The sequence below is a fragment of the Nocardia sp. BMG111209 genome (genome assembly GCF_000381925.1).
In the GTDB taxonomy this organism is placed as follows: Bacteria; Actinomycetota; Actinomycetes; order Mycobacteriales; family Mycobacteriaceae; genus Nocardia.
In genome coordinates, this window is the sequence record NZ_KB907307.1 from 3,296,604 (window position 1) to 3,320,191 (window position 23,588).

Here is a 23,588-nt window from a genome sequence, read left to right on the forward strand (position 1 = left end):
TCGGAGATATTCCGCATGATCCGCTGGATCTGGGCATTCCTGGACCGCCCCGCCGACCGCTTCGACGCGGCGTTCGCCTTCTGGTCGGCGGTCACCGGCACGCAGTTGTCCGAACGTCGCGGGGCGCGCGGCGAATTCGCGACGCTGATCCCCCCTGCCGGTGACGCCTACCTGCGCGCCCAGGCCGTCGGCGGGCCGGGCGGCACGCACCTGGACCTCGACGTCGACGATCTGGCGGCGGCCCGGCGGCATGCCCTCGACCTCGGCGCGGAGACAGTGACCGATCACCAGGGCTGGTCGTATCTGCGCTCGCCACAGGGGCAGGCGTTCTGCCTGACCACCGAGGACGGGCGGGAGATCCCGCCGCCGATCGCCGGGCCGGGCGGCACCCTGAGCCGGCTCGATCAGGTCACCCTCGACATCGCCCCCGGCGGTTACGACCGGGAGGTGACGTTCTGGGCCGCGCTGACCGGCTGGGAGCTCCTGCCCGGTAGCGAGCCCGAATTCGTCCGGCTGACACCGCCTTCCGGCCTGCCGCTGCGAATTCTGTTGCAGCGCTTGGATGCCGATCGACCGTCCACGGCACATCCCGATATCGCCTGCACCGATATCGAGGCCGTCGCGTCCTGGCACGAAACGTACGGCGCCCGAAGGGTTTCCCGGGGTGCGCACTGGATCGTGATGAACGATCCCACCGGCGCGGTCTACTGCCTGACACCGCGTGACCCGCGCACCGGAAGTCTGCCGGCATGAGCCGCCCGGACCTCGGCAACGGCTCGGCGCGCCACGAGGCTTCGGGCAACGGCGGGCCACCGCACCGGCGGCCGGTGCCGGACGGCGAGCGCGGACAGATGCCCGGCGCAGCCGAGATCGTGCCCCATCGGGTGGCCGTGCTGGCGCTGCCGCTGGTGGTCGGATTCGATATGACGATCCCCCCGCTCGTGCTCGGCCACGCGACCGATACCCGGGGCCGGCCACTGTACGACGTGCAGGTGTGCGGCCTGGACACCACGCCGGTCGAATCGACGATGGGGTACGCGATCGTGCCGCAGGCCGGCCCCGAACTGCTCGCCACCGCCGACACCGTGATCGTTCCCGGCACCCGGCTCGCGGGCCCGCGTACCGACGGCGCCCTGCCGCCCGAGGTCGGCGCCGCGCTGGCGCTGATCCGGCCCGGGGCGCGGCTGGTGTCAATCTGCACCGGCGCGTTCGTACTGGCCGCGGCCGGGCTGCTGGACGGGCGGCGGGCCACCACCCACTGGGCCCACGCCGAATCCTTCCGGACCCGGTTCCCGCAGGTCCGGCTGGACGAGAACCTGCTGTTCGTGGCCGACGACAACGTCTACACCTCGGCGGGCCTGGCGGCCGGGCTGGATCTGTGCCTGCATCTGATCCGCACCGACCACGGCAGCGAGGTGGCCAACCGGACCGCGCGCTACTGCGTGGTGCCGCCGTGGCGCGAGGGCGGGCAGTCGCAGTTCATCGACCGGCACATCCCCGAGGACGGTACCGACGGCACGGCCGCCACGCGCGCCTGGGCGCTCGGGCACCTCGACGCCGATATCGATCTCACCGTGCTGTCGGCGCACGCGCGCATGAGCGTCCGCAACTTCACCCGCCGGTTCAAGGCCGAGACCGGTGTGGCGCCGGGCGCCTGGCTGCTACAGCAACGCCTGCGCCACGCCCGGCATCTGCTGGAGTCCACCGATCTGCCGATCGACGAGGTGGCCCGCGCCGCCGGACTCGGCACCGCGGGCTCGCTGCGCCACCACATGCGGGCCGAACTCGGCGTGCCGCCGCTGGCCTATCGGAAGACCTTCCGCGCCGGGTGATCTCGCGGTCAGCCGGCCTTCTCGGCGCCCGCGCCGGTGTGCGAGCGGACCTGCATCTCCTCCCACTTCGCCTCGTCGTGCTCCTTCGAGAGCATCGTGCCGAGCCAGCCGAGCAGGAACGACAGCGGAATCGAGACGAGGCCGGGATTGGACAGCGGGAACCAGTGGAAATCGGCCGATTTGATCATCGACGTCTTGGTGCCCGACACCGCCGGCGAGAACACGATCAGCACGATCGTCACGATCAGGCCGCCGTAGATACTGCACAGCGCGCCGGTCGTGTTGAATCGCTTCCAGAACAGCGTGTACAGGATGGTCGGCAGATTGGCCGAGGCGGCGACCGCGAAGGCCAGGGCCACCAGGAAGGCGACGTTCTGATTCTTGGCGAGGATGCCGCCCACGATCGCGACCGCGCCGATCACCACCGCGGTGATGCGGGCGACCAGCACCTCCCTGCCACGATCGTCCCCGGCCTCGCCGCGCTTCAGCACATTCGCGTACACGTCGTGCGCGAACGACGCCGAGGCGGTGATGGTGAGACCCGCGACGACCGCGAGGATGGTCGCGAACGCCACCGCCGCAACGAATCCCAGCAACCACGGACCGCCGAGTTCCAGCGCCAGCAGCGGGGCGGCCGCATTGCTGCCGCCGGGCGCCTTGGCGATCTTCTCCGGTCCGACGAGCGCACCGGCGCCGTAGCCGAGCACCAGGGTGAACAGATAGAACAGCCCGATCAGCCCGATCGCCCACACCACCGAACGCCGGGCGTCCTTGGCGCTGGGCACCGTGTAGAACCGCATCAGCACATGCGGCAGGCCCGCGGTGCCGAGCACGAGAGCCAGTGCGAGCGAGAGGAAGTCGAGCTTCGTGGTGCCGGTCTTGCCGTAGGCGACGCCCGGATCGAGCAGTTTCGCACCGGTCTTGCCGCCGTGGTTCACCGCGTCCTGCAGCAGCGACGACAGGTTGAGGTTGTACTCGGCGAGCACCCACACCGTCATGGCGGCGGCCGCGGCGATCAGCAGGACCGCCTTCACGATCTGCACCCAGGTGGTGCCCTTCATGCCGCCGACGAGCACGTACACGATCATGATCGCGCCGACCACCGCGATCACCAGGTTCTGCCCGGCGTCGCCGGAGACGCCGAGCAGCAACGCCACCAGCACCCCCGCACCGGCCATCTGCGCGAGCAGATAGAACAGGCTGACCACCAGCGTCGAGGTGGCCGCCGCGGCCCGCACCGGCCGCTGCCGCATCCGGAAGGCGAGTACGTCCCCGAGGGTGAATTTGCCTGTGTTGCGCAGCATTTCGGCGACCAGCAGCAGCGCCACCAGCCAGGCCACCAGGAATCCGATCGAGTACAGGAAGCCGTCGTAGCCGTTGATCGCGATGGATCCGGCGATACCGAGGAAGCTGGCGGCCGAGAGGTAGTCGCCGGAGATCGCGATACCGTTCTGCGCACCGGAGAAGGACCGGCCCGCGGCGTAATAGTGTGCGGCGGTACGGGTGTCGCGACTGGCCCGGAACACGATGACCAGTGTGATCGCGACGAAGATCGCGAAGATGGTGATGTTGAGCCCGGGATGGCTGCCCTCGACAGCGGCGGCGAGCACGGTCGTCATCGGGTCCGTCCTTCCAGTCCGTCGCGCAGTTCCTCGGCGATCGGGTCCAGTTCCCGATCCGCGTACCGGACGTACAGCGCGGTGATGACGAAGGTCGAAACGAACTGCAGCAGACCGAAGATCAGGCCGACGGTGATGTTCCCGGCGACCTTCTGGGACATGAAGCCGTGCGCGTAGTCGGCCAGCAGTACGTAGAGCGCGTACCAGGCGAGGAACAGCGCGGTCATCGGGAAGACGAAGCGGCGCAATCTGCTTCGCAGGCGCTGGAAGTCGGGACTGTGGTAGGCCTCGGCCCAATCATCGGCCGGCACCGCGGCCTCGGGTTCGTTCGTCAACGTACGACCTCCTGGTGAGCCAGATCACTCTAACAGGAAATCGGACATTTACCCCGCGGTTCGCCGCAGGTCAGAGCGATGAATTCGCTTGCGGTAATACACTTTTGCTATTTTCCGTGGTTCCCGAGGCTGTTCCGGTACGACCGGCGGCGGATGCGGGACCGACCGCGATGCGGCACCGGGCGGGCGGGCCGGGAACCCGGTCCGGGGGAATCGTTGTGGCAGAGTTCGTCCCATGCCGACCACACAGCCGACCAGCACGTCCTTGCTCGCCGCGCTCGCACCCGCTCTGGGCACCGCCCTCCGACGCGTGCGCTACGACGCCGACACGCTGCTCGCACTGCTCGGCGACGACGCGCACGCCGCGCTCGGCCGCGCCGAGCCGGTGCCGGTGCGCCGCGCCGCCCGGGACGCCGGCGAACTCGGCACCCTGGTCCGGCTGCTGCTGCTCGGCGACCCGCTGCCCGCCCGCGAGGTGGCCGCGGCGCTGGCCCCGGTCGACCCGGCCGCGGCGGTGGCGGCCGGACTGCTGGCGGAGGACGGCGACCTGGTGCGGGCCGCGCTGGATCTGCGGCCGCTGGATCTCGGCGACGGCAACCGCTGGGTGCTGTCGGACCTCGACGACACCGTGCCGGTGTCGGGCCCCGGCGGGGGCTGGGCGCAGCGCCGGCTGTCCACCGACCATGTGCTCGGCGTCGGGCACGCCTCGCTGTCGCTGCTGCGCGCCACCCCGACCCGCCGGGTGGGTTCGGTGCTGGACCTCGGCACCGGCTGCGGGGTGCAGGCCGTCCACGCGGCCGCGTACGCCGGCCGGGTCACCGGCACCGACGTCAACCCGCGCGCGCTGTGGCTGGCGGAGGCGACCGCGGCGCTCAACGGCCTGGACCTCGAACTGCTGCCGGGCTCGTGGTTCGAACCGGTGGCCGGCCGGCGCTTCGATCAGGTGGTCGCCAATCCCCCGTTCGTGGTCGGACCGGCCCGGGTCGAGCACACCTACCGCGATTCCGGGCTGGCCCTCGACGGCGCCAGCGAGCTGGTGATCTCCGGCGCCCCCGCGTTGCTGGCGCCGGGCGGCACCGCCGCGATGCTGGCCTCCTGGGTCCACCGCACCGGCGAGGACTGGCGGGCCCGGGTGTCGCAGTGGCTGCCCGATCACGGGATCGACGCCTGGGTGGTCCAGCGCGACATCGCCGACCCCGGCCTCTACGTGGGCACCTGGCTGCGCGACGCGGGCCTCGACCAGCGCGATCCGCGGACCCAGGCCCGCGCCGAGGCCTGGCTGGACGCCTTCGAGGCCGAGGAGGTCGAGGGCATCGGCTTCGGCTTCGTCTATCTGCGGGCCGTCGACGCGCCCACCGAACTGCTCGCCGAGGACCTCACCCACGGTTTCGACGACCCGCTCGGGGCCGAGGCCACCGGCTATTTCGAACGGTCCGCCTGGTTGCGCGCGGTGGCCGCCGATCCGGGCGTGGCCTGGGGTGCGCGCTATACGGTGGATCCGGCGACCGCCCTGGAACGGGTCTTCCTGCCCGGTGCGGAGGGCTGGGACCAGCGCGTGGTCCGGCTGCACCGCGGCGACGGGCCGCGCTGGCAGCACGAGATCGACGACACCACCGCGGCGCTGCTGGCCGGAATGCGCGGCGACGGGCTGCCGTTGCACGAACTGGTCGATCTGCTGGCCGTGGGACATACCGGCGCGACCGCGACGTCGGAATTCGCGGGCGATGCGCTGACCGTGGTCACGGGCCTGGTGCGGCACGGACTCGTACATCCCCGTTGATCACGATCCGGTCACGGTTCGGCCGCGATCGGGCCCGGAGGAACGCCCGTGGTTCCCCGAGAAATGTGTTCTTAGGAACTTCTCAGCCGTCGGCCCCGGTAAGCCCAGCTCAGAAGGGTTTATCGCCGAGAACCCGGGGAACTTTCCGTATGTCGGTTCCGTTGATCGGAGTGAGACACCACCGACAGGAGGCAAGTCATGACAAGCCCCGCCACGACCGAAGTGCGCGCCGTCGACACGTCGGACCTCGACGCCCAGAGCCCCGCCGCCGACCTGGTACGGGTCTATCTGAACGGCATCGGCAAGACGGCGCTGCTCACGGCCGCCGACGAGGTGGAGCTGGCCAAGCGCATCGAGGCGGGCCTGTACGCGCAGAACCTGTTGGAGACCGGTAAGCGGTTGTCCGCGACGCGCAAGCGCGAGCTCGCGTTCCTCGTGCGCGACGGCCAGGCCGCCCGCCAGCATCTGCTCGAGGCCAACCTGCGACTGGTGGTGTCGCTGGCCAAGCGCTACACCGGCCGCGGCATGCCGCTGCTGGATCTGATCCAGGAGGGCAACCTGGGCCTGATCCGGGCGATGGAGAAGTTCGACTACACCAAGGGCTTCAAGTTCTCGACCTACGCCACCTGGTGGATCCGACAGGCCATCACCCGCGGTATGGCCGATCAGAGCCGTACCATCCGGCTGCCCGTCCACCTGGTCGAACAGGTCAACAAGCTGGCCCGGATCAAGCGCGAACTGCATCAGCAGCTCGGCCGCGAGGCCACCGACGACGAGCTGGCCCGCGAGTCGGGCATCGCGGTCGACAAGATCGCCGATCTGCTCGACCACAGCCGCGACCCGGTGAGCCTGGACATGCCGGTCGGTAACGACGAGGAGGCGCCGCTCGGCGACTTCATCGAGGACTCCGAGGCCACCTCCGCGGAGAGTGCGGTCATCGCCGGCCTCATGCACCGCGACGTGCGCAGCGTGCTCGCCACCCTGGACGAGCGCGAACAGCAGGTCATCCGGTTGCGCTACGGCCTCGACGACGGCCAGCCGCGCACACTGGACCAGATCGGCAAGCTGTTCGGACTGTCCCGGGAGCGGGTGCGGCAGATCGAGCGTGAGGTGATGTCGAAGCTGCGCAAGGGCGAGCGGGCCGACCGGCTGCGCGCCTACGCCAGCTGAGTCCCAGCGCGCCGGCCACCGCGCCAAGGCCGGTGGCGATTCCCGTCCAACCCTTGGACATGATCGCCCGCACTCGTTGCGAGCTGTCGTCGTCGGGGTGGAATCCGCTGTGGCTGAACAGCGCTCGGGTACCGGTGCCCTCGGGTTCCAGTTGCCGGGTGATGACCCAGCCGGTCTCGACATCGGACTCGGCGTCGTTCCAGGTCATGCTCGAGCGCTTCGGCGCGATGGCCGACAGCACGATGCCCCGTACCTTACCGGAGAATCCGGCCCCCGGCATCGGTTGGTCAGCGCATGCCACACCTCTCCGGCGGGTGCGAGTGGAAGTGGTCGAGTTCGAGGGTCGTGAGATCGTCGGTCATCGGTCGTATTCCGTTCCGTCGCTGAATGTTCCGCCTGCTCCGGGGTCGAGCAGGCCGTCGGGTACCGCGTCCGGTGCGCGCAGCCGCTGCCGCCGGAACCGTTCGAACGGGCCGAGCCAGGACTGCAATTCGTGCAGCGGCTCCGGCTCGATCCGGTAGTAGCGGAAGCGGCCACGCTTCTCCTCGCCGACCGACCCGCAATCCCGCAGCACCCGAAGGTGTTCCGAGATACTCGGCCGCGTCATGTCGAACCGTCCGGCGATGGCCTGCACGGTGCGCTCCCCGCCGAGCAGTAGCCCGAGGATCTCCCGGCGCCCATCGATGTTTCGCGCACCCGCGAGCGGCACGGCCTCTACGATCCAGGCATGAAAATGCAACAGGTTGCAATTATGCTGCTGTCCGCGGTGGCGCTGACCGGTGGTGGAATCGCCACCGCCGCAGCGACTCCCGCGACGGAAGGCTCCCGCGAGGAGATCGCCCGCGCCTATCTCGACGCGCTGGTCACCCACGACGCGAGCCGGGTGCCGTTCGCACCGGGTTGCACCCGGGTGGAGGCCGGGCTCCAGACCGGTTATTCGGGACCGCAATTGACCGCCGACCTCGAGCACGGCCGGCAGTACGACCTGGTGCAGTCGATCCACGACGTGCGGCTGAGCACCGCCGGTGACGTCGTCACCGCGCGCTACCTGCTCGGGTCCGGGATCGCGGGCGTCCCGGTCGTCACCGTCGACATCACCGAGACGTTCGTGGTGACCGACGGCGAGATCCAGCGGATCGACGCCACCATCGTCCCGGTGTCGGTGCCCTGACCCGGTCTGTGTCGGGCAGGGCCCGGTCCGTGTCGGGCACAGCCCGGCTCGGGTCTCCCCGGCCGCATATCGGGCCCCGGCCCCGTCCGTATCGGCCCCCGGCCCCGTCCGTATCGGCCCCCGGCCCCGTCCGTATCGGCCCCCGGCCCCGTCCGTATCGGCCCCCGGCCCCGTCCGTATCGGCCCCCGGCCCCGTCCGTATCGGCCCCCGGCCCCGTCCGTATCGGCCCCCGGCCCCGTCCGTATCGGCCCCCGGCCCCGTCCGTAATCGGCCCCCGGCCCCGTCCGTATCGGCCCCCGGCCCCGTCCGTATCGGCCCCCGGCCCCGTATCGGGGCCGGGGGCCCAGGCTCGGGCCCCCGGCTCCGGGTCGGGCCTCCGCCCGGTCGGTGTCGGGCCCGCCCGGTATGCCGGTCGTGGCTGCGGACTCGGTGCGCTAACCGGAATTACGCAGGGCGGTTGCCAATCCGTTCATCGTGAGCAGGATGCCGCGTTCGACCAGTTCGGATTCGTCGCCGGCGCGGCGGCGGCGCAGCAGGTCGACCTGCATCGCGTTCAGCGGTTCCAGGTAGGGGAAGCGGTTGTGGATGGATTCGGCGAGCGCCGGGTTGTCGGACAGCAACTCGTCGAAACCGGTGACGGCGGCGTGCATTCGGACGGTGCGGTCGTATTCGTCGCGGATCATCCCGAAGATGGTGTCGCGCAACGTCTCGTCGGGCACCAGTTCGGCATACCGCGCGGCGATGTGCATATCGGCCTTCGCGAGCACCTGGGCCAGGTTGGACATCACGTCGCGGAAGAACGGCCAGCGCCGGTACAGGGCCGAGAGGGTCGCCAGTCGCTGCGGATCGTCGCCGACCCACTGCTCGATCGCGGTGCCGGTGCCGTACCAGCCGGGCAGCATGACCCGCGCCTGACTCCAGGCCATCACCCAGGGGATGGCCCGCAGATCCTGCACCGAACTGGTGGGTTTGCGTGAGGCGGGGCGGCTGCCCAGGTTGAGCGCCGCCACCTCGGCGACCGGCGTCGACGCGCGGAAGTATTCGACGAATCCTGGTGTGTCGTGCACCAATTGCGCGTAGGCCCGGCGCGCCGCCGCCGCGAGTTCGTCGAAGACCGCGTAGGCGGGTGCGGCATCGGCGCCGAGGCCCTCCACATCGAGCAGGGTCGACTCCAGGGTGCCCGCGACCAGCGCCTCCAGATTGCGATAGGCGGTGCTCGGATCGGCGTACTTGGTGGAGATCACCTCGCCCTGTTCGGTCAGTCGCAGCGAACCGCGCACCGCGCCCGCGGGCTGCGCCAGGATCGCGTTGTAGCTGCGGCCACCGCCGCGACCGACCGTGCCGCCACGACCGTGGAACAGCCGCAACCGGATTCCGGTGCGCCGGGCGACCTCGACCAGATCCAGTTCGGCGCGGTACAGCGCCCAGTTCGCGGCCAGATAGCCGCCGTCCTTGTTCGAATCCGAGTAGCCGAGCATCACCTCCTGCCGCATGCCGCGGGCGGCGACCAGACGGTGGTAGACCGGCACGGCCAGCGTGGCGGCCAGAGTGTCGGCGCCCTGGCGCAGATCGTCGATCGTCTCGAACAACGGGACCACGCCGACCGGGCCGGACGGGCCCGCGCCGTCGCCCGGATCGAGGATGCCCGCCTCCTTCAGCAGCAGTGCCGCCTCCAGCATGTCGCTCACCGAGGTACACATGCTGATGATGTAGTTCGGCACGGCGTCCGGGCCCAGGCTGTCGAGCGCCACCTTCGCCGCTCGCAGCACCCCCAGTTCCCTGATGGTCACCTCGCTCAGGCCCGAATCGCCCCGATGCGCGGGATCCCAGGCCGCCGGGGCCAGCAGCGGGCGGCGGGTGCCGAGTTCGGCGGCCAGCAGTTCGACCCGCTCCGGCTCGGACAGGCTCGCGTAGTCGGAATGCACGCCGGCCCAGGCGAACAGCTCGGCCACCACCTGCTCGTGGGTCTCCGAGTTCTGGCGCATGTCCAGACCCTGCAGATGGAATCCGAACGTCTCCACCGCGCCGCGCAGAGCGGCCAGCCGGTCGTCGGCGAGCAGATCGTCGCCGGTCGCGCGCATCGAGGCGTCGACGATGTCCAGATCGGCCAGCAGTTCGGCCGGGCCCGCGTACGGTTGCACACCGTCGGCGACGATCGCCCCGCCGAGGCTGTCGGTCCCCGCCCGGTCCGCGGCCGGCACGACCGGCGGCAGATCGGCCAGCGCGCGCTGCGCGGACGCGCTCAGCCGGGCCCGGATGCTGCGGACGGCCCGGCGATAGGGTTCGTCGGCCCGTTGCGGGGAGTCGTCGTGACCGGCGTCGGCGAGCCGGCCCAGTTCCGGCGAGACGGTCACCAGCCGCGAGGACTGCGACAGCGATTTCTCCAGCTCCTCCAATTCGGTCAGGTAATGACCGAAGGCGACCTCGCCGGCGCGATGCGTCGCGCGGTGCACCACCTCGCCGGTGACATTGGGATTGCCGTCCCGGTCGCCGCCGATCCAGGAACCCGGCCGCAGGATCGGGCGGGACAGCAGTTCGGCGTACGGCCAGCGGGTGCGCAGCGCGGCGCGCACCTCCGCGTTGATGTGCGGGATCACCGTCAGCAGAGTGCGCTCGTAGTACCGCAGGCCCACCTCGATCTCGTCCTGAATTCGCAAGCGCGCCAAGCGGATCAGGGCGGTCCGCCACAGGGTGAGGATCTGCCGGCGGATCTGCTTCTCGAATTCCGGATACTCCGGTTCGCTCGGCGCGTACCGCTGACGGCGGCGCATCAGATCGGTGATACCGGCCTGCACATCGAATACCGTGCGCCGGCGGGTCTCGGTCGGATGCGCGGTGATGACCGGGGCGACCAGCGCATCGGTGAGCAGATCCGCGACCACCGCCGTGTCCAGATCCGCGGTGTCGAGCTTGCGATACGTCGCGGCCAGGCTGGAATCCTGCGGCTGCGCCCCCGCCGCCAGATGCGCCGCGCGGCGCCGGTCGCGCTGCAGATCCTCCGCCAGATTGCCCAGCAGCAGGAAGTGACTGAACGCCCGGATCAGCGGGATGCCCACACCGATGTCGATGCCGCGCAACATGTTCTCGACGGCGCCACGATCCACCTCCGATCGGCGCACCCGGAACGCCTCGCGCCGCACCCGCTCCACGAGTTCGAACACCTCGGTGCCCTCGTGATCGCGAATCGTCTCGCCCAGGATCGCGCCGAGGAATCGGATGTCGTCGCGCAGGGGTGCGGTCGCCGCCTCGATCTGATCTTCGCGCATGACGCCCAGTATCGGGTACATCGGAACCGCTCGCGCGATCTGACACCATCGAATTCCGGCAAAACGATAAGATCTGATCAGTTAGCTCGGTTACCCTGGCCGGGTGAACGAGCATCATCTCGCCCAGATCAACATCGCGCTCCCGCTCGAACCGCTCACCACCCCGCGTCTCGCCGGTTTCGTCGCCGCGATCGACGAGATCAACGCCCTCGCCGACACCGCCCCCGGATTCGTCTGGCGCCTGCAGACCGAGGACGGCGATGCCACCGCGGTCCGCGCCTTCGGCGACGACCGCATCATCGTCAACATGACCGTGTGGACCTCGCCGGAAACGCTGGCGGACTTCGCCTACCGCAGCGACCACGCGCCGATCATGCGCCGCCGCCGCGACTGGTTCGTCCCCATGGCCGAGGCCTACCAGGCCCTCTGGTGGATTCCGGCCGGACAGCGCCCCACCGTCGCCGACGCCGAGGCCCGCCTCGACCACCTGCGCACCCACGGCCCCACCCCCTACGCCTTCACCTTCCGCCACCTCTTCCCCTCCCCCGCTCAATCGGACACCACGGCCACCCCCAGCCTCCCCGACGACCTGAGCTGCCCCGCCTGAGACGATCGGCCGAACCCGCAGTGCGGCACGGGGTTCGGGTGTTCGCCGCGCGGCGGGTACTCAGACCAGGCGGCGGGGGCCGATATCGAAACGGCTGGGTTCGGGGCCGATGCGAACCCGGGCATACAGGATCGAGGCGCCCTGCGGGGCGGCGAGGACCGGTTCGATCGCGAGTTCACGGACCTCCGGCAGATCGTCGCACAGGGCCGAAATGCGTTGCGCGAGTTCGGCCAGAGCGCGTTTGTCGACCGGTTCGCCGATGACCCGGCCGGTGGCGCTCGTCCGGCCGTCCAGCAGCGGGGCGGCGCGTGGGGCGTCGATGAGTTCCACGGATTCCGCCTCGGTCAGCGGCAGCGCGCGATAGACGCGGTCGCCGAGCAGGTCGATGATCGTGCCGGACAGGCCGAAACTGATCACCGAACCGAACGACGGATCGTCCTGCACACGCAGCACACAGCCGACCCCCTTGACGGCCATCTTCTGGATGTGCACCACCTCGTTGCCGGACACCACCGCCAGATCGGTGTAGGCCCGCTGAATCTCGCTGGGGCGCCACAGGTCCAGCCGCACGCCGTTGAGATCGGGCCGGTTGCGCCACAATTCACCGGTCGCCTTCGCCGCGACCGGATAGCCGAGTTCGGCGGCCGCCGTGGCGGCGGACTCCTCGTCGCGCACCTCGCGGAACTCCACGACGCGAATGCCGTAGCAGCCCAGCAGTTCCGCCGCCTCCAGGTCGCCGAGCCACTCGCCACCGGGCGTGCGATCCATCCACCGCGCCACCAGGTCCCGGGCCCGCTGGGCCGCCGTGCCAGATGGCCGCACCACCGGCGACACCGGCCGGGTGCGCCAATCCGCGTAGCGCCGCACCCGGGCCAGTACCCGGGCCGCGCGCTCCGGATCCGGATAGGACGGGATCGACCCGTGCTCGACGGTGGCGCCGGAACCACGCGCGATCAGCAGATTCGACATGCCGTGACCGGCGACGAAGGTGGTGAGCACCGGTTTGGTGCCCGGATGCGCGCCGGATCGGATCGCCTCCGCGAACGACGGCACGGCCGTCGGCACCGGCGGCGCGAAGATGACGATCAGGGCGTCGACGCCGGGATCGGCCACCGCTTCGGCGACCGCGGTCAGATAGTCCTCCGGCATGGCCTGCGGGCCGAGATCGACGGGCCGCTCCACGGTCAGGCCCTCACCGCGGGCCGCGTCGACGGCCAGCCAGCCCAGCGCCGCGCTGTTGCCGATCACCGCCAGCCGCGGACCGGCGGGCAGGGGCTGATAGGCCAGCAGCATCGCGCAGTCGAACAGTTCCGCGATGGTGTCGACCTGGATGATCCCGGCCTGCGCGAACAGATCCCGTTCGAGCGCGCGATCCAGCGGATCGGCGGCGGGCCGGGCGAAGTTGCGGCCGCTGGAGACCGCCACGATCGGCTTCGTCCGCGCGACCCGGCGGGCGATCCGGGAGAATTTGCGCGGATTGCCGAAGGTCTCCAGGTACAGCAGGACGACGTCGGTGTCCGGATCGGTGTCCCAGTACTGCAGCAGATCATTACCCGACACGTCGGCCCGGTTGCCCGCCGAGACGAAGGTCGACAGGCCGAGCCGGCGGGTGGCGGCCTCCCCCAGGATCGCCGCGCCGAGCGGACCGGACTGGCAGAAGAATCCGACGCGCCCGCGCCCCGGCAGCACCCCGGCCAGCGTCGCGTTGAGCGATACCGCGGGATCGGTATTGGCGATGCCGAGCGCGCTGGGACCGACCACGCGCATCCCGTGCGCCCGCGCCGCGGCGACCAGATCGCGCTCCGCCGCGAATCCGGCCGGACCGGTCTCGGAGAAACCGGCGGTGAGCACCACCAGGCCCTTCACGCCCTTGGTCATACAGTCGTCGAGTACGGACTTGATCTCCGCGGCCGGTACCGCCACCACAGCCAGATCCACCACATCGGGGATGTCGCGCACGGTTTCGTAGGCGCGCACCCCGCGCACCGACCTGCGATTCGGATTCACCGGATACACCGGCCCCTGGAACACCCCGCTCAGCAGATTCGCCAGGACCGCGCCGCCGACCCGGCTCTGCGCGGGGGTGGCGCCGATCACCGCCACCGAGCGGGGCGCGAGCAGATTGCCGACGCTGCGCGCCTCGGAGGCCAGCTCCCGGGAGTCGCGCACCGACAGCAGCGCCTCGGTCGGATCGATCGCGAACTCCAGGTGCAGTACCGATCCGTCGCGGCTGCGCTGCACCTGATAGCCGGCGTCGCGGAACACCGTCACCATGCCGTGGTTCTCGGCGAGCACCTCCGCGACGAAGATGTCGATGTGGTTCTCGGCGGCCGCGCCCGCCAGATGTTCCAGCAGAATCGAACCCAGCCCGCGGCCCTGGTGCTGGTCGGCGACCACGAACGCCACCTCGGCCGCGCGGCCGTCGATCCGCTCCGGCAGCAATTCGTAGCGGCCGACCGCGAGGATCGTCGAGCCGAGTTCGGCGATCAGGCCGACCCGGTCCCGGTAGTCGACGTGGGTGGTGCGGTACAGATCCTTCGGCGTCATCCGCGGATACGGCCCGAAATAGCGCAGGTAGCGGGTGCGGTCGGACAGTCCGGCGTGGAATTCCTGCAGTGCGCCGGCGTCGTCGGGCGTGATCGGGCGCAACCGGACCACACCGCCGTCGGCGGCGAGCACGTCGGCGAACCAGTGCTCCGGTGGCGGCGGCGGAACGTCCGGGGTGGAGGCCGATGCGGGCTGCTCAGTCACGCGGATCCTCCGCATCCAGGCCCAGCAGGCCGAATGTGGCCCGGCGAGTGGCGAGTACGGCGGTGTCAACGGCCCGCTGCGCGCGGTCGGCCCGCTCGTCGCCGGTTTCCGGGGTGCCGCCGGGACCGTCCCAGCGGGTGAACGAGAGGTCGGCGCCGTCGCCCATCGTGCGCGGCGGCTCCACCGCGGGCGCGTATTCGCGCACCTGCGCGATCCAGTCCGCCGGAATCGCGGTGCCCGGATCGACGGTGCGGTCCAGCGCGACCGCCAGCAGGTGGGTCCAGGCCCGCGGCACCACCCGCACCAGGCCGTAACCGCCGCCGCCGACGGCCAGCCAGCGGCCCTCGGCATAGCGGTCGGCCAGCTCCCGCATCGCGATGAACGCCGCCCGCTGCCCGTCGACGCTCAGTTCCAGATCGGCCAGCGGATCCTCGCGATGGGTGTCGACACCACACTGACTCACCACCAGCTGCGGCCGGAACGCGGCCAGCGCGCCGGGCACGACGGCGTGGAATGCGCGCAGCCACTGCGGATCCCGCGTACCCGGCAGTACGGGCAGGTTGATCGCGGTGCCCTCGCCGGCGCCGGCGCCGATCTCCTCCGGCCAGCCGGTATTCGGCCACAGCGTGGCCGGATGCTGGTGGATCGAGACGGTGAGCACCCGCGGATCGCCGTAGAACGCCTTCTGCACACCGTCGCCGTGATGCACGTCCACGTCGACGTAGGCGATGCGGTCGAAGCCGTGCTCGAGCAACCACGAGATGGCCACGGCCACATCGTTGTAGACGCAGAACCCGGAGGCGGCGCCGGCCATCGCGTGATGCATGCCACCGCCGATGCTCACCGCGCGCCGGGTGCGGCCGGCCGCGATCTCGGCGGCCGCGGCCAGGGTGCCGCCGACGATCACCGAGGCCGCCTCGTGCATGTGCGGGAAGATCGGATTGTCCGCCGAGCCCAGTCCGAACGGCGGCGCCGAGGGCGTGATCGCGCCGGCCGGTGGCGGTTCCGCCGCCCGGACCGCCGCCAGATAGGCCGGGGTGTGGATGCGGAGCAGGTCGTCCTCCCCCGCCGTCGCGGGCGTCACGGTCTCCACACCGTCGAGCAGGCCGAGGCTGCGGGCCAGCGCCATGGTGAAACGCAGCCGGGCGGGCTTCATCGGATGTTCGGGCGTCCATCGGTAGTCGAGGAACCTGTCGGTCCACACGACGGCCGCGTCGCCGGTCGGTCCTGCTGCCATGGCTGCCACTGTATCGCCGCGCCTGCTGTGCCCCGGAATGTCCGTTACCCCTGTGACGTGCCGTTCGCCACGCTGCCCGGGGGAAGGAACGATCCCACTTTTCGGTTGCGATGCAGTAGAAATGCAGCACGGTGTGCGACACGTCCGGCGATCCGGCGCGGGCACGCCGGTGCCCCGGTGTTCGGAGCGGTTTCCGCAGGAAGAGCCACCTATGCTGACGTACGGAACCGCCGCCACACGTGGGTAGAATTCGTGCCGACGAAGGGGTAATACGTGAAGGATCTGGTCGACACCACGGAGATGTATCTCCGGACCATCTACGACCTCGAGGAGGAGGGCGTCGTTCCCCTGCGGGCGCGCATCGCCGAACGCCTCGAACAGAGTGGGCCGACGGTGAGCCAGACGGTGGCCCGTATGGAGCGCGACGGCCTGCTCATGGTGGCCGGTGACCGCCATTTGGAACTGACCGACAAGGGCCGCGCGATGGCGGTCTCGGTGATGCGCAAGCACCGGCTGGCCGAGCGGCTGCTGGTCGACGTGATCGGTCTCGACTGGCAGAACGTGCACGCGGAGGCCTGCCGCTGGGAGCACGTGATGAGCGACGAGGTCGAGCGCCGGCTGCTCGAGGTGCTCAACCATCCGACCACCTCCCCGTACGGCAATCCCATCCCCGGCCTGGACGAACTGGGTGTGCTGCCCCCGTCCAGCGGTGAGGAGAAGCTGATCCGGCTGTCGGATCTGCCGATCGGTCAGTCGGCGGTGGTCGTGCGGCGGCTGTCCGAGCACATCCAGGCCGATCCGGAGATCATCGGCCAGCTCCGCGAGGCCGGTGTCGTCCCCGACGCCCGCGTCACCGTGGACATCCGGCCGGGCACGGTGATCATCTCGGTCCCGGGGCATCAGGAGTTCGAACTGTCCGACGAGATGTCGCACGCCGTCCAGGTGAAGCTGGTGTAGGGCAAGATCGAGGGCATGAAACTTCTGGTCACGGGTGGCGCCGGCTATGTCGGCGGAGTGTGCGCACAGGTACTGCTCGAGGACGGTCACGAGGTCGTCGTCGTCGACGATCTGTCCACCGGTAACGCCGACGGAGTGCCCACCGGGGCGAAATTCGTCGAGGGTGACATCGCCACTGCCGGTGTCGATCTGATCGAATCCGAATCCTTCGACGGCGTCCTGCATTTCGCGGCCCAGTCGCTGGTCGGTGAATCCGTGCAGCAGCCGGAGAAGTACTGGCACGGCAACGTCGTGAAGACCCTGGCGCTGCTGGAGGCGATCCGCCGCACCGAAACCCCGCGCCTGGTGTTCTCCTCCACCGCCGCCGTGTACGGCGAACCGCAGCAGGTGCCGATCACCGAGGACTCCGCGCCCCGGCCGACCAACCCCTACGGCGCGTCGAAGCTGGCCATCGACCACGCGATCACCTCCTATGCGAACGCGCACGGGCTGGCCGCGACCAGCCTGCGCTACTTCAACGTCGCCGGCGCCTACGGCGGCCTCGGCGAGAACCGGGTGGTGGAAACACATCTCATCCCGCTGGTGCTGCAGACGGCACTCGGGCATCGGGAGACCATCTCCGTCTTCGGCACCGACTATCCGACCGCCGACGGCACGGCGGTCCGCGACTACATCCACATTCGCGATCTGGCCCAGGCCCATCTGCTGGCCCTCGCGCAGTCCCGACCGGGCGAACATCGCATCCTCAACCTCGGCAGCGGTACGGGTTTCTCGGTGCGCCAGGTGATCTCGGCCTGTGAGCAGGTCACCGGCGGGCCCATCGCGGCGGTCGAAGCGCCCCGGCGGGCCGGCGATCCGAGCGTGCTGATCGCCTCGAGTGAACGCGCCGTCGCCGAGCTCGGATGGCAGCCGCGCCACAACGATCTGACCGAGATCGTCTCCGACGCCTGGGAATTCCTGCGGTCGCTGGGCGACCGCGCGCACAGCGCCCGCCGGTAGTCACACCGCGCGACCGCACGATCACCACCGCGGATCCGATCCGAGATCGACGCCGAGCGCGGCGGCCCGGTCCCTGCCACTGTGGGCCAGCCGCCGAACCTCGCGCGGCGGCATACCGGTGCGCAGCGCCGTCTCCAGGAGTCCGGCGAGGGTGTGCCGCGCCTCGGCCGCCAGCGCCGCGGCCAGTGCGACCCCGGCGACCGGGCCGTCGCCCCGCGCGTAGGCGCTGTACCCGAGCAGGGCCGCCGCCTCGGCACGATCCCGGCCGGTGACCGCCCGGCACAGCTGCGACCACAGCGTCTCGGCCGCGCAGGCGTGCCCCGACAGCGGCAGCGCGAACAGGACATCGCGGATCACGGTGTCGCGCAGCGCCACCGCCAGTTCCGCGAGATCCCGCGCCGATGGCCGACCGCCCGCGGCGACGAGGCGCACCTGCCCGAGTACCGATTCCAGCACCGCTCGCCGATGGGCTTCCGCGGTGGTCGCGCACCGGTCCCGCGCCGCGGCGGCCACCGCCTCGGGCAGCAGTTCCGCCACCTCGGCCGCGCGTTCCGGATCGGGTGCGACCAGCGCGGCCAGTTCGGCACGGCCGGAGCGGATCGGCCGGCCGTCGAGCACCTGCGCCAGCGCCACCGGAGAGGCGGCCGGATCCGATTGCGCCCCGGTGATTTCCGGGTCGATCAGGCTCCACCACCGAGCCCCCGCGGCGATCTCGGACACGATCCAGGCATCGGTGGGCTCCACTCCCTCGGCGAGCAGCGCCCCGGCGAACATGCGCATCAGCCGGCAGCCGGCACCGTCCTGCCGCTGGATCCGGCCGGGACCGCCCGCGCTGTCGTCGACGATCAGTACCAGCGCCCCGCACGCCCCCTCCTGCGCACAGAACGCCGCCAATTGCCGGACCATCGGCAACTGCGTGCCGACCGGATACAGATCGTGTCGCGCGATCGCGCCGAGGAATACGGAACCCGGACGCCGGCCGGCCTCCTGCAGCACGCACACCACCAGCGATCGCTCCGGCACGAAACCCAGCAGCGCCGGGACGGCCGCGATGAACTCCCCCGGCGCATCGATCCGCAGTCCGGGCGGATCCCATCGCGCGGACGAACTCTCCGGACCGCCACACGCGGGGCGATACTCGGCGGCGGCACGGCCGGTGACGGCATGCGTGACGGCGGGGACGGTGGGTACGGGTTCGGCGGGAGTCGTCATGCCGTCGAGCGTGCCCCGCCCGCGCCGACCGGCGACCACCGCGACCCGGTGTTTTCTCGGAGCTGTGGACAGTCCGGCCGACTGTGCACCGACCCCGCCCGGAACACATTCCGGCCCGGTTTCGTGTCGGTGCCGGCTGATACGCTCCCTGCGCCACAACCGTGCGCAGTGACGAACGGCGACAGCGGAATTCGGCGTCAGCCGTGCCGTACGGCGTCGATCGCGGCGGCGAAGACCCGATCGAGCGCGGCGGTGTCGGCCGCGTCGTCGCCGAAGGTCAGCGTGGTCGCGTTGACGCGGATGTCGCCGATCTGGGCCAGCCGGGTGTACATGGATCGCCGCAGCCCCGGCCCCCCGGCCGTACCCGACACCGTGCGGCGCAGCGCGAGCGTGTCGTCGGCCGCCACGCCGGTGAGTTCCTCCACCGCGGTGACGACGGTGCTGGTCAGCGGCCCCTGCCGGACCCGGACCAGGGCGCAGCGGGCCGACCGTTCGCGCACCCGCGCCAGCGGCTCGCCGGTGCGGAGCAGTTCGACGGTGACCGTGGCCCGCGCCTCGTCGTCGCTGCCGACCTCCACCGCGGTACTCCCGGCGTCGACGACGATCGCCGGGATCGCGCAGCTCCCGGGCTCCACCGGCGCCCCGGCGGGCACGCCGCGCAGATCGTCGAGGGCCCCGCGCGCCTGTTCCGGCGACAGCACCACGACCGTGTAGTGCGCCGGGAACGCCTCCTGCCGCGGCAGCATCGCGGCCAGTCCGCCGACGTGCTGTACCGCGGTCGCCGACCGGACGGGACCCGGTTGACCGGCCACCGTCGATCCGCACGCCGACAACAGCGCACCCAGCACCATCGCGGCGGGCACGCGGCGCGCCACCTCCCGCACCATCACGGCGATCACTATGCCGAACGGCTCGGATCGCCCGGCGCCGCCACGCCGGATCCCGCCCGGGAATGCGCCGGCCCCGTACATGTGTTGTCCTACGGATGCCGGGTGCACCCCACCGAACGCGGTGACCGAAGTCCATGAGAGACAATGAAGGTGGTCCGCGAACCGCGCCGGGACCGGCGTCGCGCCCGGATCGCATCCGATCCGGTGGCGGCGTGTGCCGGGCCGTAGTGGACCTGCAGGAAGGAGTACGCGATGGACTACGAGTCGCGAATGTACGAGCTGGAGTTCCCCGCTCCACAGCTGTCGTCCGACGACGGTGCGGGTCCGGTGCTGGTCCACGGGCTGGAGGGTTTCACCGACGCCGGGCATGCCGTGCGGTTGGCCACCACCCACCTGCGCGAGAGCCTCGAGGCCGAACTGGTCGCCTCGTTCGACGTGGACGAGCTGCTCGACTACCGGTCGCGCCGGCCGCTGATGACGTTCAAGACCGATCACTTCTCCGACTACGCGGAGCCGGAGCTCAATCTCTGGGCGCTGAAGGACACCACCGGCACCCCGTTCCTGCTGCTCGCCGGTCTGGAGCCGGATCTGCGCTGGGAGCGGTTCGTCACGGCGGTGCGCTTGCTGGCCGAACAGCTCGGCGTGCGCCGCACCATCGGCCTGAGCGCGATCCCGATGGCCATCCCGCACACCCGCCCGCTCGGCGTCACCGCGCACGCCAGCGACCGCGACCTCATCGGCGATCATCAGCGCTGGCCCGGTGAGCTGCAGGTTCCCGGTAGCGCCTCGTCGCTGCTGGAGTACCGGATGGCCCAGTACGGCCACGAGTCGATCGGCTTCTCGGTGCACGTACCGCACTACCTGGCGCAGACCGCCTATCCGGAGGCCGCGCAGACCCTGCTGGAGAACGTGGCCGAGAACGGCGACCTCGAGTTGCCGCTGGCCGCGTTGAGCGAGGCCGCGGCGCGGGTGCGGGAGCAGGTCAACGAGCACATCTCGGGCAATGCCGAGGTCGAGACCGTGGTGCACGCGCTGGAGCGGCAGTACGACAGCTTCGTGACCGCGCAGGAACGTCAGTCCAGCCTGCTGGCCGGCGACGCCGACCTGCCCACCGGCGAGGAGATCGGCGCCGAATTCGAGCGCTTCCTGGCCGAGCAGGCCGGTTTCGGCGAGAACGACGGATCCGACGACAAGCACTGAGGCCGGTGGGGGGCCGTGCACGGGCCGCGGTGGCGGGACGGCAGAATGGCACAGTGCAGCTGTCCGAACTCGTCCCCGATCGCGCCGTTCCCGACGTCGACGCGGACTGGCTGTACGAGTCGTTCGCCGACTGGGTCTCCGATCAGGGCCTCACGCTCTACCCGGCCCAGGAAGAGGCGCTGCTCGAGCTGATGACCGGCGGGAACGTGATTCTCGCCACGCCGACCGGCTCCGGTAAGTCGATGGTCGCCGTGGGCGCGCACTTCGCGGCGCTCAATCGCGGCCAGCGCAGCTACTACACCGCACCGATCAAGGCCTTGGTCAGCGAGAAGTTCTTCGCGTTGTGCGAGGTCTTCGGCGCCGACCGGGTCGGCATGGTGACCGGCGACGCGGCGGTGAATCCGACCGCGCCCATCATCTGCGCGACGGCCGAGATCCTCGCCAATCTCGCGCTGCGCGAGGGTGCGAACGCCACCGTCGGCCAGGTCGTCATGGACGAGTTCCACTACTACGCCGATCCGGATCGCGGCTGGGCGTGGCAGGTGCCGCTGATCGAGTTGCCGAACGTGCAATTCCTGCTGATGTCGGCGACCCTGGGCGAGGTCGATTTCTTCGCCACCGATCTCGAACGCCGCACCGGCCGGACCACTTCCGTGGTCGCGGGCAGCGAACGGCCGGTGCCGCTGCTGTTCTCGTACGCGCGCACACCGATCACCGAGACCCTCGAGGATCTCGTCACCACCTCGCAGGCGCCGGTGTACGTGGTCCACTTCACCCAGGCCGCCGCACTGGAACGGGCCCAGGCGCTGACCAGCGTCAACTTCGCGTCCAAGGCGGAGAAGGACGCGATCGCCGAGGCGATCGGCGGCTTCCGGTTCAGCAGCGGTTTCGGTAAGACGCTGTCGCGGCTGATCCGGCACGGTATCGGGGTGCACCACGCCGGCATGCTGCCGAAATACCGCCGCCTGGTCGAGAAGCTGGCCCAGGACGGCCTGCTCAAGGTGGTGTGCGGCACCGACACCCTCGGCGTCGGCATCAACGTGCCCATCCGGACCGTCCTGCTGACCGGCCTGACCAAATTCGACGGCGTCCGCACCCGCCGGCTGAAGGCGCGCGAATTCCATCAGATCTCCGGCCGCGCCGGACGCGCGGGCTACGACACCGTGGGCACCGTGGTGGTCCAGGCTCCCGAGCACGAGGTGGAGAACGCGCGGCTGGTCGCCAAGGCCGGCGACGATCCCAAGAAACTCAAGCGGGTGCAGAAGCGCAAGCCGCCGGAGGGTTTCGTATCGTGGTCGGAGGAGACCTTCGACCGCTTGGTCGCGGCCCGGCCCGAGCCGATGGTGTCCCGCTTCCGGGTCACCAATTCGATGCTGCTGAACGTGATTTCGCGGCACGCCAATTGCTTCGACGCGATGCGGCACCTGCTGGAGGACAATCACGAACCCCGCCCGGCCCAGCGCAAACACATCCTGAAGGCGATCGGGCTGTACCGCGCGCTGCGCAATGCCGGTGTGGTGCAACAACTCGACGAGCCGGACGAATACGGCCGGCGTGCCCGGCTCACCGTCGATCTGCAGCGCGATTTCGCACTGGACCAGCCACTGTCACCGTTCGCGCTGGCCGTCCTGGAACTGCTCGACAAGAATTCGCCGACCTATACCCTGGATGTGGTGTCGGTCATCGAATCCACGCTGGAGGATCCGCGTCAGCTGCTGCTCGCCCAGCAGCACAAGGCGCGCGGTACCGCCATCGCCGAGATGAAGGCCGACGGTATCGAATACGACGAGCGCATGGAGCTCATCGAGGACGTCACCTGGCCGAAACCGTTGGCCGCGTTGATCGAACCGGCCTTCGAGACCTATCGCGGCGGCCATCCGTGGGTGTCGGAATTCAGCCCCTCCCCCAAATCCGTGGTGCGCGAGATGATCGAGCGCTCGATGACCTTCGCCGAGCTGGTGAGTGGTTACGAACTGGCCCGCTCGGAGGGGCTGGTGCTGCGCTACCTCGCCGACGCCTACCGGGCCCTGCGCCGCACGGTTCCCGAATCCGCGCGCACCGAGGAACTCGAGGACATCACCGAGTGGCTCGGTGAACTGGTCCGCCAGGTGGACTCCAGCCTGCTGGACGAGTGGGAGCAGCTCACCAACCCGGGCGCGGAGAGCGATTCGGAGCAATTGGCGTTCGGTTCCGAGACCGTGCGCCCGATCACAGCCAACGAGCGGGCCTTCCGTGTGCTCGTGCGAAATGCTATGTTCCGGCGCGTGGAATTGGCGGCGTTGCGGCGCTGGGATGCGCTCGACGAGCTGAGCGACGGTCTCGACTGGGAGACGTCGCTGGTTGCCTACTACGACGAGTACGGCAGCCTGGGTACCGGTCCCGGCGCACGTGGCCCGCAGTTGTTCCAGGTGGAGCAGCGGCCCGGCTTCTGGCACGTCCGCCAGGTTCTCGACGATCCGAACGGCGACCACGGGTGGTCGCTGGATGCCGTGGTCGATCTCATCGAATCCGATGCCGCCGGCGAGGTGGTATTCGACGAGCTGGCGGTGACAGCCGGATGA

18 protein-coding genes and 1 pseudogene are annotated in these 23,588 nt (G+C 70.3%); 10 read left to right on the plus strand and 9 right to left on the minus strand.

The annotated features are described in order from the left end of the window. The first annotated feature begins 15 nt into the window (after nt 1–15). Nucleotides 16–753 (plus strand): VOC family protein, encoded by a 738-nt coding sequence (locus tag G361_RS0115095; RefSeq protein WP_019927925.1) that lies wholly within the window; start codon nt 16–18, stop codon nt 751–753. Continuing rightward, nucleotides 750–1,832, plus strand: coding sequence for a helix-turn-helix domain-containing protein (locus G361_RS0115100; RefSeq protein ID WP_019927926.1), 1,083 nt, complete (start codon nt 750–752; stop codon nt 1,830–1,832). Before G361_RS0115095 ends, G361_RS0115100 begins: the two co-directional genes overlap by 4 nt. 8 nt (nt 1,833–1,840) lie before the next feature. Here G361_RS0115100 and G361_RS0115105 read toward each other — a convergent pair whose 3' ends face one another. Both G361_RS0115105 and G361_RS0115110 read right to left on the minus strand, forming a co-directional pair. After that, nucleotides 1,841–3,451, minus strand: a complete 1,611-nt coding sequence (locus tag G361_RS0115105; RefSeq protein WP_019927927.1) for a cation acetate symporter — start codon at nt 3,449–3,451, stop codon at nt 1,841–1,843. Then, on the minus strand, nt 3,448–3,786 hold the full coding sequence (locus G361_RS0115110) for a DUF485 domain-containing protein (protein WP_019927928.1): 339 nt from the start codon (nt 3,784–3,786) through the stop codon (nt 3,448–3,450). The genes G361_RS0115105 and G361_RS0115110 overlap by 4 nt, the downstream gene beginning before the upstream one ends. Nucleotides 3,787–4,021: 235 nt before the next feature. Here G361_RS0115110 and G361_RS0115115 point away from each other — a divergent pair, with 235 nt between their 5' ends. Both G361_RS0115115 and G361_RS0115120 read left to right on the plus strand, forming a co-directional pair. After that, nucleotides 4,022–5,566 (plus strand): methyltransferase, encoded by a 1,545-nt coding sequence (locus G361_RS0115115; protein WP_019927929.1) that lies wholly within the window; start codon nt 4,022–4,024, stop codon nt 5,564–5,566. Between the two features lie 198 nt (nt 5,567–5,764). Further along, nucleotides 5,765–6,736 (plus strand): sigma-70 family RNA polymerase sigma factor, encoded by a 972-nt coding sequence (locus tag G361_RS0115120; RefSeq protein WP_019927930.1) that lies wholly within the window; start codon nt 5,765–5,767, stop codon nt 6,734–6,736. A 28-nt stretch (nt 6,737–6,764) separates the two neighbouring features. Here the strand turns inward: G361_RS0115120 and G361_RS51815 are convergent. Then, nucleotides 6,765–7,016 (minus strand): annotated as a pseudogene (locus G361_RS51815) (SRPBCC domain-containing protein); the annotation flags it as partial. Nucleotides 7,017–7,094: 78 nt separating this feature from the next. Next, complete coding sequence (locus tag G361_RS43710) at nt 7,095–7,445, minus strand: helix-turn-helix transcriptional regulator (RefSeq protein ID WP_019927931.1); 351 nt, start codon at nt 7,443–7,445, stop codon at nt 7,095–7,097. 42 nt (nt 7,446–7,487) lie between these two features. On the opposite strand from G361_RS43710, the gene G361_RS0115130 reads away from it, so the two are divergent. Further along, nucleotides 7,488–7,907 carry a hypothetical protein gene (locus G361_RS0115130; protein ID WP_019927932.1) on the plus strand — a complete coding sequence of 140 codons (420 nt, stop codon included), beginning with the start codon at nt 7,488–7,490 and terminating at the stop codon, nt 7,905–7,907. Between the two features lie 435 nt (nt 7,908–8,342). Here the strand turns inward: G361_RS0115130 and ppc are convergent, their stop codons facing one another. Next, a complete protein-coding gene (gene ppc, locus G361_RS0115135) occupies nt 8,343–11,174 on the minus strand; it encodes a phosphoenolpyruvate carboxylase (protein WP_026343060.1) in 2,832 nt (943 codons plus the stop codon). A gap of 103 nt (nt 11,175–11,277) precedes the next feature. On the opposite strand from ppc, the gene G361_RS0115140 reads away from it, so the two are divergent. Next, entirely contained in the window at nt 11,278–11,781 is a 504-nt protein-coding gene (locus tag G361_RS0115140) for a DUF3291 domain-containing protein (RefSeq protein WP_019927934.1), read from the plus strand. Between the two features lie 60 nt (nt 11,782–11,841). On the opposite strand, the gene G361_RS0115145 is transcribed toward G361_RS0115140, so the two are convergent. Together G361_RS0115145 and G361_RS0115150 are read right to left on the minus strand one after the other, a co-directional pair. Continuing rightward, on the minus strand, nt 11,842–14,547 hold the full coding sequence (locus G361_RS0115145) for a GNAT family N-acetyltransferase (RefSeq protein WP_081635394.1): 2,706 nt from the start codon (nt 14,545–14,547) through the stop codon (nt 11,842–11,844). Beyond that, on the minus strand, nt 14,525–15,769 hold the full coding sequence (locus G361_RS0115150) for an acetoin utilization protein AcuC (protein ID WP_019927936.1): 1,245 nt from the start codon (nt 15,767–15,769) through the stop codon (nt 14,525–14,527). Before G361_RS0115150 ends, G361_RS0115145 begins: the two co-directional genes overlap by 23 nt. Nucleotides 15,770–16,042: 273 nt before the next feature. Between G361_RS0115150 and G361_RS0115155 the strand changes: the two genes are divergently transcribed. Continuing rightward, complete coding sequence (locus G361_RS0115155) at nt 16,043–16,726, plus strand: metal-dependent transcriptional regulator (RefSeq protein ID WP_019927937.1); 684 nt, start codon at nt 16,043–16,045, stop codon at nt 16,724–16,726. 15 nt (nt 16,727–16,741) lie between these two features. Further along, on the plus strand, nt 16,742–17,725 hold the full coding sequence (gene galE, locus G361_RS0115160) for a UDP-glucose 4-epimerase GalE (protein WP_019927938.1): 984 nt from the start codon (nt 16,742–16,744) through the stop codon (nt 17,723–17,725). Nucleotides 17,726–17,746: 21 nt separating this feature from the next. Here galE and G361_RS50320 read toward each other — a convergent pair whose 3' ends face one another. Both G361_RS50320 and G361_RS50325 read right to left on the minus strand, forming a co-directional pair. Beyond that, on the minus strand, nt 17,747–18,937 hold the full coding sequence (locus G361_RS50320; protein WP_196814483.1) for a DUF4192 domain-containing protein: 1,191 nt from the start codon (nt 18,935–18,937) through the stop codon (nt 17,747–17,749). 197 nt (nt 18,938–19,134) lie between these two features. Beyond that, entirely contained in the window at nt 19,135–19,827 is a 693-nt protein-coding gene (locus G361_RS50325) for a sensor domain-containing protein (RefSeq protein ID WP_196814484.1), read from the minus strand. A 252-nt stretch (nt 19,828–20,079) separates the two neighbouring features. On the opposite strand from G361_RS50325, the gene G361_RS0115180 reads away from it, so the two are divergent. After that, nucleotides 20,080–21,027, plus strand: a complete 948-nt coding sequence (locus G361_RS0115180) for a PAC2 family protein (protein WP_019927941.1) — start codon at nt 20,080–20,082, stop codon at nt 21,025–21,027. A gap of 53 nt (nt 21,028–21,080) precedes the next feature. Next, nucleotides 21,081–23,588, plus strand: a complete 2,508-nt coding sequence (locus G361_RS0115185; RefSeq protein ID WP_026343063.1) for an RNA helicase — start codon at nt 21,081–21,083, stop codon at nt 23,586–23,588.